This is a genomic window from Frankia sp. AiPa1, from assembly GCF_023243075.1.
Lineage (GTDB): Bacteria > Actinomycetota > Actinomycetes > Frankiales > Frankiaceae > Frankia.
This window is the reverse complement of sequence record NZ_JALKFZ020000060.1, coordinates 1-7,761: the sequence shown is the minus strand read 5'-3', so window position 1 is coordinate 7,761 and position 7,761 is coordinate 1. Positions and strand designations below refer to the sequence as shown.

Genomic DNA, 7,761 nt, shown 5'->3' with positions numbered 1-7,761 from the left:
TGGGGTGTTTTTTGTGTTTGGTTTTTTTTTTTTTATATTATTCAATGAATAAGTCTTGCACCCACCACCCCCCCCCCCCCCCCCCCCCCCCCCCCCCCCCGCCCCCCCCCCCCCCCCCCCCTCCCAGCCGTCGAGCGCGCCGACCACGCCCACCGGCACCGACCGGGGTGCGGGCAGGTCGAGCATGTCGGCGTAGTACCCGAAGAACTCCGCGGCGGTCACCGCCTGCCCACCGGTGACCTGCATCACCTGGCCGGCGACAGCGGAACGCGTCGACGCCGCGATCGACGACACCGCACCGACGACATCGTCGACATGGACCGGGCTGAGGATGCCCCGCCCACCGTTCACCAGCACGAACCGACCGGCCCGCAGCAACAGAACCGGCCACAGCGTCCACCGCCCCGCCCGGGGGCCGTACGCATCACCGACGCGCACAACCGTCGCGCCAAGCCCATGGGCCGCCGCTGACGCCACCGCCTGCTCCGCGGCGGCCAGCGCGTCCGCCCTGGCATCGCCGGTAAGCCCAACCGGCGACGACTCGTCCAGCCACCCGCGGACGGGGCCGCCCGCCACGAGGGCGCTCGCGGCAACCACCGCGGACCGGGACGCGCACGGCCCGGAGACGACATCGACGCAGGAGAGATGGAGGAAGCGATCGACGCCCGAGCGGGTGGCCGCGTCGATCAGGTTGGCCGTCCCGGCCAGCATGACCCGTCGGATCTCGTCCGCGGGCACCCGCACCGGCGCCCCGGCCCGCCCGGGACGGACCGGGGTCAGTTCCGCCACACCGCCCATACCTACGGCTGCCGCATGGATGACCAGATCGGCACCGTCCAGCGCCCGCTCCCACTCGCCCGGCCTGGTGATGTCGGCCAGGGTGATCCCGGGCGCACGCCGAACGTCCAGGGCGATCACCTCAGTGCCCGCCTGGCGCAGTGCATGGGTGATCGCTCCGCCGAGAAAGCCGGCCGCGCCGGTGACCACCGCCCGAACCACGGCCCCTCCTCCTGCCCGGGGCACCCGCGCCGGGCCATCCGCGTGACGGCGTGCTGCGACGACCGCCGCCTACCTGACGCCGGGCATGACCCGGGCGCCGTCGGCGACGACGTCCCGACCCTACGGGATCGTCCGGGCTGCGCACCCGACCTTCGGGGTGAGTCCGACGGCGGCGATCCGGTGAGTGCCGCCGTCGGACTCACCCGGTCGCGAAGTACCGGGTCCGCGCGATCAGCGCGCGATCAGCGCGGAGGTGTGACGAAGTCCTGGACCCAGTAGGTGCCGTACGAACCGCCGACGGCGAAACCGACACCGACGCGCCGCAGCGTGCAGTTGAGGATGTTTGCCCGATGGCCCGGACTGGCCATCCAGGAACGCAGGACCGCAACCGGCGTCGGCTGGCCCGCGGCGATGTTCTCCGCCGCGATCGCAAAGGGGATGCCGGCCGCGGCGATCCGCTGAAACGGAGTAGTTCCGTCCAGACTGTTGTGGGCGAAGAAGTTCGATCTCGCCATGGCAGCGCTGTGCGCCAGCGCCACCAGGGTCAGGGCGGGATCGGCGACCAGGTCGGGGCACCCGGCCTGGCGGCGCTCCCGGTTCGTCCCGGCGACCACGGCATTGAGAATGGCAGCGACGCTCGTCGCGGGCGTGGACGTCGCGGCCCGGGTCGACGTGCCACCGGCGGTCGCACCGCCGGCCCCTGGCGTCCCGGCCCGGGGTGACGCACTCGCCGTGGGCGGAACACCGGCCGTGCTGACCGCGGGGGAAGGCGCCGTGGCCGCTGCCGCCGCGCCGGTGGGGCGGGCCGCCGTGCTCCGCGCGTCGCCGAGCGGGGCGGCCAGCGGTACGAGCGGCTCGGACGGGGTCCGGCCGGGAGCGCCCGGTGTGGCCGTGGGTGAGGTCGGCGCACTACCCGGCAGTCCGAGCGCATCGGAGCCGACCGGGTCGACCGCGGGCGAGGCGGAGCCGCCGCGGGCGGTGTCCGGGTCGCGGGAGACCGAGCGGTCGGCCGCCCCGGTCGTGGAGGAGGGAGAGAGGGAGCAGGCGGCCATCGCGGCCGCCAGGACCACCGTGACGAGCGGGGCCAGCAGGTCTCCCACCCGGCGGTCGGTGACGGGCAGTGTCCGGCGGCCCATGGGCGAACGCCGGGAACGAGATCGTCGCATCGAATCCTTCGCTTGGTCGGCCCCCCCGACCTAAGTCACCGGATCGATCACAGGGTAGCCCAGCAGTGGCGGCACACCACTGCACAACCCCGCCCCGCCCTCGATAAATCACCCGCCGTCGCGGGATGACCACACTCTTCGATCATCGCTCCCGCCCGGCCACCAACCCTCGGCTGTCACCAGGCCAAACACCATGGGCCCGTTGACGCCATGGCCCATGACGGCGGGTGCAGCGGGATACCCACACCGCGCGAGACGCGCCCGGAACCCCCGGAACGGACTACCCGTCCTCGGCGGCTGGCGCATCGGCTACCTGGGCACCCGGCACCGCGGCACCAGTCGAGGAAACGCCAGCCGAAGGCACACCGGCCGCGGACGCCGCGGTCGTCCCGGTATGCGAGGCCGTCCGGGTGGCCAAGGACGCCTGGGCGGCGGATTCCGTCGCAGGGGCAGAGGCCACCGCGGTCGTTGCGGCCGCACCGTGGGTACGGCGGCGCGTGGCCCGGCGGCGCAGAAGTTCACCCCCGATCCCGGCCAGGACCGAGCCGAGCACCACGACCGCGGCGAACCAGCCCACGGCGTCCCGCAGGCCCGGAATCTCCGCCGCCACGTAGCCCACCAGGATCAGGCCGCTGCCCCACACCAGGGCACCGGCGGCGGCGGCGGCGAGGAACCGGGAACGCGGCATCGCCACCGCGCCCGCGAGCACGGGAGCGAATGTCCGCGCCCAGGGGACGAACCGCGCCGCGATCAGCGTGACGGACCCGAACCGGCGGTAGAACTCCTCCGTTCGGACCAGGGCCGACGCATGGCGACGTTCCAGATAGGGCCGGCCCAGCCGGGCGCCGGTGTAATAGCCCGTCGCGGCACCGAGACTGGCGGCGATCGCAACGCCGCCAGAAAGGGCATAAATGGATACATCCGCGGCACTGTCGGCGGCAACCAGGCCGGCAGCGAACAGGATCGTGTCCCCGGGCAGCCAGAAACCGACCAATACCCCGCTCTCGATAAAGATCATCGCGAACACGACGATATAGAGGGTCGTACCGGACAGGTGGCCGACATCCACCGGTCCAGTGTGCCGCCCCACCGGCCAAGACGATGCCATGGCCACCCCACCGATCCGGACGGTGTCACGGCCACCCGTATCTGCGAGTGCCGCACCATCCCCGGGTGGCCCGCATCCCCCGGACGCGCCATCCCGGGACGAGGACGATCGGCGTCGGGCCGGCACCGGGAGAACTCCCCGGCGATGTCCGCCGCATCCGGCCACCCGAACGACGCGCGCCGTCATACCCTTCGCCCACCAACAGTCGTGCGGTGCGCTTGCGCCCGATCGGGCCGGCCTGTGCCGCCGTCCATGGCTGATCGGCGCCCCGACAGCTTCGACAAGGAGCCCCACCGATGCCCATCGCCACGCCAGAGATCTATGCCGAGATGCTCGACCGGGCGAAGTCCGAAGCCTTCGCATACCCCGCGATCAACGTCTCGTCGTCGCAGACCCTGAACGCTGCCCTGCGCGGTTTCGCCGAGGCGGGCAGCGACGGGATCGTGCAGGTGTCCACCGGCGGTGCCGAGTACCTGTCCGGCCCCACGGTGAAGAACATGGTGCTTGGCGCCGAGGCGCTGGCCGAGTTCGCCCACCATGTCGCGAAGGCCTACCCGGTCAACATCGCGCTGCACACCGACCACTGCCCCGCGGACAAACTCGACACCTACATCCGCCCGCTCATCGCGATCTCCCGCGAGCGGGTGGCGGCGGGCCGGGACCCGCTGTTCCAGTCGCACATGTGGGACGGCTCGGCCGTCGAGCTGGAGGAGAACCTCAAGATCGCCGAGGAGCTGCTCGCCGACGCGACCGCCGCGCGGATCGTGCTCGAGGTCGAGATCGGGGTCGTCGGCGGCGAGGAGGACGGCGTCGTCGGTGCGATCGACGAGAAGCTCTACACCACGCCCGGTGACATGTGGCGGACTGCCGAGGTGCTCGGGTCAGGGGACAAGGGCCGTTATCTGCTCGCTGCCACCTTCGGCAATGTGCATGGCGTCTACAAGCCCGGAAACGTCAAGCTTCGCCCGACGATTCTTCGCGACGGGCAGGACCATGTCGCGCAGAAACTGGGTCTTCCGGCCGGCTCAAAGCCGTTCGATCTGGTCTTCCACGGTGGAAGCGGCTCCGACCTGAGCGAGATCCGGGAAACCCTCGATTACGGCGTCGTCAAGATGAACGTGGACACCGACACCCAGTACGCCTTCACCCGGCCCATCGTGGACCACGCCTTCAAGAACTACGACGGCGTACTCAAGGTCGACAGTGAGGTCGGAGTCAAGAAGGCGTACGATCCGCGCACCTACGGAAAGCTCGCCGAAACGGGCATGGCCGCCCGGGTGGCGCAGGCGTGTGAGGACCTGCGTTCCGTCGGGCGATCCCTCGGGAAGGCATAACGGCGCCGCATCCCACCATACCCCCTGGTTACCGCGCTATCCCGCCGGTTCCTGCACGCGCGGGACGCGGGACGCGGGACACGCGTCGGCACCAGGCCGCCGGCTGCGTACTGACCCGCTGAACCCCGGTCCCCCAGTTGCCCGACGCGACTGGGGGACCATTGCATTTCAGGACCAGGGCGGGAGCATTGCCGCTCGGGAGCATGACAGTTCGGGATCATGGCATTTCGGGCCGGACCTCATGCACATGGCGAGGTCCGACGAGCCACTGCTTTCCCCGCGCCGGGCACCCTGGCGCCGGCCGACCCTGCCTCGTCTCCGGCCCGGCTGGATCGCCGGCCCGGCGGTGTCTTCTGCTCCCGGCCGAGGGCCGTCTGCCCATCTGACTGCCGACGTCGCATCCTCGCACCGACCGCCCCTCGCCCCGGCATCCGGCTCGCACGGCCCACCGGTCGGCGTTTCGTCTCTTCTGCGTGAGTCGTCACCCGGTAGGCCACCTCGTCCTGACGAGTCGGGCGGCTCGTTCGTCTACGGACGGACGGACTGGTCCCGGCCGGTCCGGTGAGGGGTCACTCGACGGCCGACATCCCGGTCGACGGTCCTGTTCTCTGTGGGTCGATCCGTCCCTGATCCCTGCGCCACGCTCGTGCGGTGGTCCGCCGTCCGCACTGAGGCACGTCGATGTGGGATGGAAGAGATCTTCACCATCAGCTAGTGAACCTGCCGGACAGCAGCTGGGCCGGAGCCGGGCAGCCAGGCATGGACCGGGCATTCCACCCGGCGCGTCACCCCTCCCATCAGGTACATGTCACACAGAGGAAGGACGAGTTAACCAAAAGCAACATAAGTACAACGGTGAAAGCTGGCATCCACGAGCCGTTACGCTTCTCACAGTTCGGGCAATGGCGCATCGGTCCGACGTAGCGCGCGTTCGGGCGCCGCCACCCCCAAACATGCACACAGCTACGCCTGCCGGACACGAACGGCCACCATGGAGCGTCGCCGATCAGGTCACGTATTCGACCTGAATCATGACGCTCCGCTCGCCATTCACCATCAGCAAACATAGTGATCGGATGCGTACAAACAGGCCTTCCGGAGATCCCGCCAGGTTAATGAGCGGGCGCGCACGCGCGATACCAGCCGGCCAGTGGCACCTCCAAGAAGACACGCCGACTGTGCTCTTACTCACGCACCCTATTCAATGCTTGGCGACTCGCCGGACGGCGTGGTTATGGTCTTCGCCGTGCCGGGCGACAACGTGCGGCATTCGTCGGACGGCACGCCGAATCCTGCCCCCGGCCGACGATTTCTCCTCCATCACGCGGCAGGAACGGGGGAACCATCTCTGAGCATCGAAAGGATTGATGCTCTCGGGGTGAAGCCGTGAGCGGCTCAAGCCGACGCAAGTTTCGGCATGGGCGCACGCCCAGGAAATCCCTGGCATGGCCGGGCAGTTCCCAGCCCGAATCCGACAGCTCACCTCGCAGGCGTGGGGAAGGACCAACACACATGTCCGACGCACGTACCAGTGGTCGACAATGGAGCGCCGGCACCCGTATCCGGGCGCGGGCTCTCATGGTTGCTCCGGTGCTCGCAGCGGCGGTGGGCGGCTCACTCGTCGTCACCCAGCCGGCCGAGGCCGCGACCACCTGGGAAGGTCTGCGGCAGTGCGAGTCCGGCGGTGATTACACGACCAACACCGGCAACAGCTACTTCGGGGCGTACCAGTTCTCGGCCAGCACCTGGCACAGCCTCGGCTACTCTGGCCTGCCCCATCAGGCAGCACCCGCGGTCCAGGACGAGGCCGCCCTACGCCTGGCCCAGCGATCCGGTTTCGGCCAGTGGCCGGTCTGCGGTCGTGGTATGGGCTCCGACCAGCTCGGCGGCGGCTCCTCTGCGGCCGGCACGGCTCAGGCATCCCGCTCCGCGCAGCGCGCCCCGCTGACGGTCACCCCCGCGGCGCTCTCCACGCCGTCCTACACCCGCTCACTTTCGACCGCGCTGGCCGGCCAGAGCCGCGCTGACGTGCGAGCCTGGCAGGCGCGGATGAGCCAGATCGGCTACCCGCTCGCCGCCGACGGACACTTCGGCCCGCGTTCCGCCGCCGCCGCCCGCGCGCTGCAGACCGCCAAGGGCCTCGCCGTCGACGGCATCGTCGGCCCGGCGACGTGGCACACCACCTTCGGCTGAGCCGCCCACGGCGCTCCGACTGAGCCGCACGCCACGCACGGCGCGCCCTTCGGCCGGTTGCGATGCCGCCGGCCAGCACCATCCACGCACGGCCAGCCGGGCCCCAGGACACGGGGACGCGTGTCCTGTCACGGACGGTCGTACCACCCCGGCAGAACCTGCCAGCCATCGTGAAATTCCGACCCGACCGGTCTCCCGCACAGCCAGGACGATCTCCTGCGCGCTGCGACGCAACAGGCCGGTCGGGCACACCGGCCCCCACCGGGGCGCTCCACCTCACGTGATGTACCCAGCCGGGCGGCCAGGCACACCTGCCCCGCCAGGCTGGGCGGCACCATTGGGCCACGCCTCTACCCGTCTCACCTGGTTATCGAGGTCCACCCCCGGTTTGCGCGGCATGGCCCGATATCGCTAGAGTGCCGCTCACTCACCAACCGGTGGGGTCGCCTGGGCGGACGCCGAGTCCTGCCCACCGTTCAGGCGGCTGGCCTAGCGCACCGCAACGGGCAGGAGTGGGGGAACCATCACCGGGCGTCTCTGGACGTCCTTGGGGTTAAGTCGGCTCGACCCGGTGCATTTCGGCAGGGGACCAGCTCCCCGGGGAAGATCGCTTCCCGTACTCCGCCGAAGGTCAACGGGGCCGGACCGGCCGGGCCATCCCAGCCCGCACCCGACAGCTCACCCCGCAGGCGATACGGGATTGGACTGACATGCCGTCACTGCGGCGTGGAGGTAGACACCGAGCCGCGCAGGCGCCCTCGGCCGCGAGCCGCATCCTGCGAACGACCGGCGCGGTCACCGCCCTGGTGGGCAGCGGCCTCGCGGTGACCACGGTCGGCGGGGGGGGGGGGGGCGGCGGCGCCCCCCCCCCCCCCCCCCCCCCCCCCCCCCCCCCCCCCCCCGGCCCCCCACCCCCCCCCCCCCCCGCCCCCCAAACCAAAAAACCGCCCATGGCCGCTTT

Annotated in this window: 5 protein-coding genes, 1 pseudogene and 1 riboswitch; of the genes and pseudogenes, 3 read left to right on the top strand and 3 right to left on the bottom strand. The window is 70.8% G+C overall.

Features of this window, described 5'->3' with window-relative positions:
• The 3 genes from MXD95_RS07025 to MXD95_RS07015 form a co-directional block, all read right to left on the bottom strand.
• On the bottom strand, positions 1-999 hold a 999-nt coding region (locus MXD95_RS07025; protein WP_250639731.1), incomplete at its 3' end, for an NAD-dependent epimerase/dehydratase family protein.
• 242 nt (positions 1,000-1,241) lie between these two features.
• Complete coding sequence (locus MXD95_RS07020) at positions 1,242-2,165, bottom strand: CAP domain-containing protein (RefSeq protein WP_250639730.1); 924 nt, start codon at positions 2,163-2,165, stop codon at positions 1,242-1,244.
• 280 nt (positions 2,166-2,445) lie between these two features.
• Complete coding sequence (locus MXD95_RS07015) at positions 2,446-3,273, bottom strand: DedA family protein (RefSeq protein ID WP_250639729.1); 828 nt, start codon at positions 3,271-3,273, stop codon at positions 2,446-2,448.
• A gap of 296 nt (positions 3,274-3,569) precedes the next feature.
• On the opposite strand from MXD95_RS07015, the gene fbaA reads away from it, so the two are divergent.
• From fbaA to MXD95_RS07000, 3 genes and pseudogenes are all read left to right on the top strand, one after another.
• On the top strand, positions 3,570-4,607 hold the full coding sequence (gene fbaA / locus MXD95_RS07010; protein ID WP_250639728.1) for a class II fructose-bisphosphate aldolase: 1,038 nt from the start codon (positions 3,570-3,572) through the stop codon (positions 4,605-4,607).
• Between the two features lie 1,273 nt (positions 4,608-5,880).
• Positions 5,881-6,114: riboswitch (cyclic di-AMP (ydaO/yuaA leader) on the top strand.
• Positions 6,115-6,119: 5 nt separating this feature from the next.
• The gene (locus tag MXD95_RS07005) at positions 6,120-6,800 is read left to right on the top strand and encodes a transglycosylase family protein (RefSeq protein WP_250639727.1); all 681 of its coding nucleotides are present in this window, start codon (positions 6,120-6,122) and stop codon (positions 6,798-6,800) included.
• A 710-nt stretch (positions 6,801-7,510) separates the two neighbouring features.
• Positions 7,511-7,761 (top strand): annotated as a pseudogene (locus MXD95_RS07000) (hypothetical protein); the annotation flags it as partial.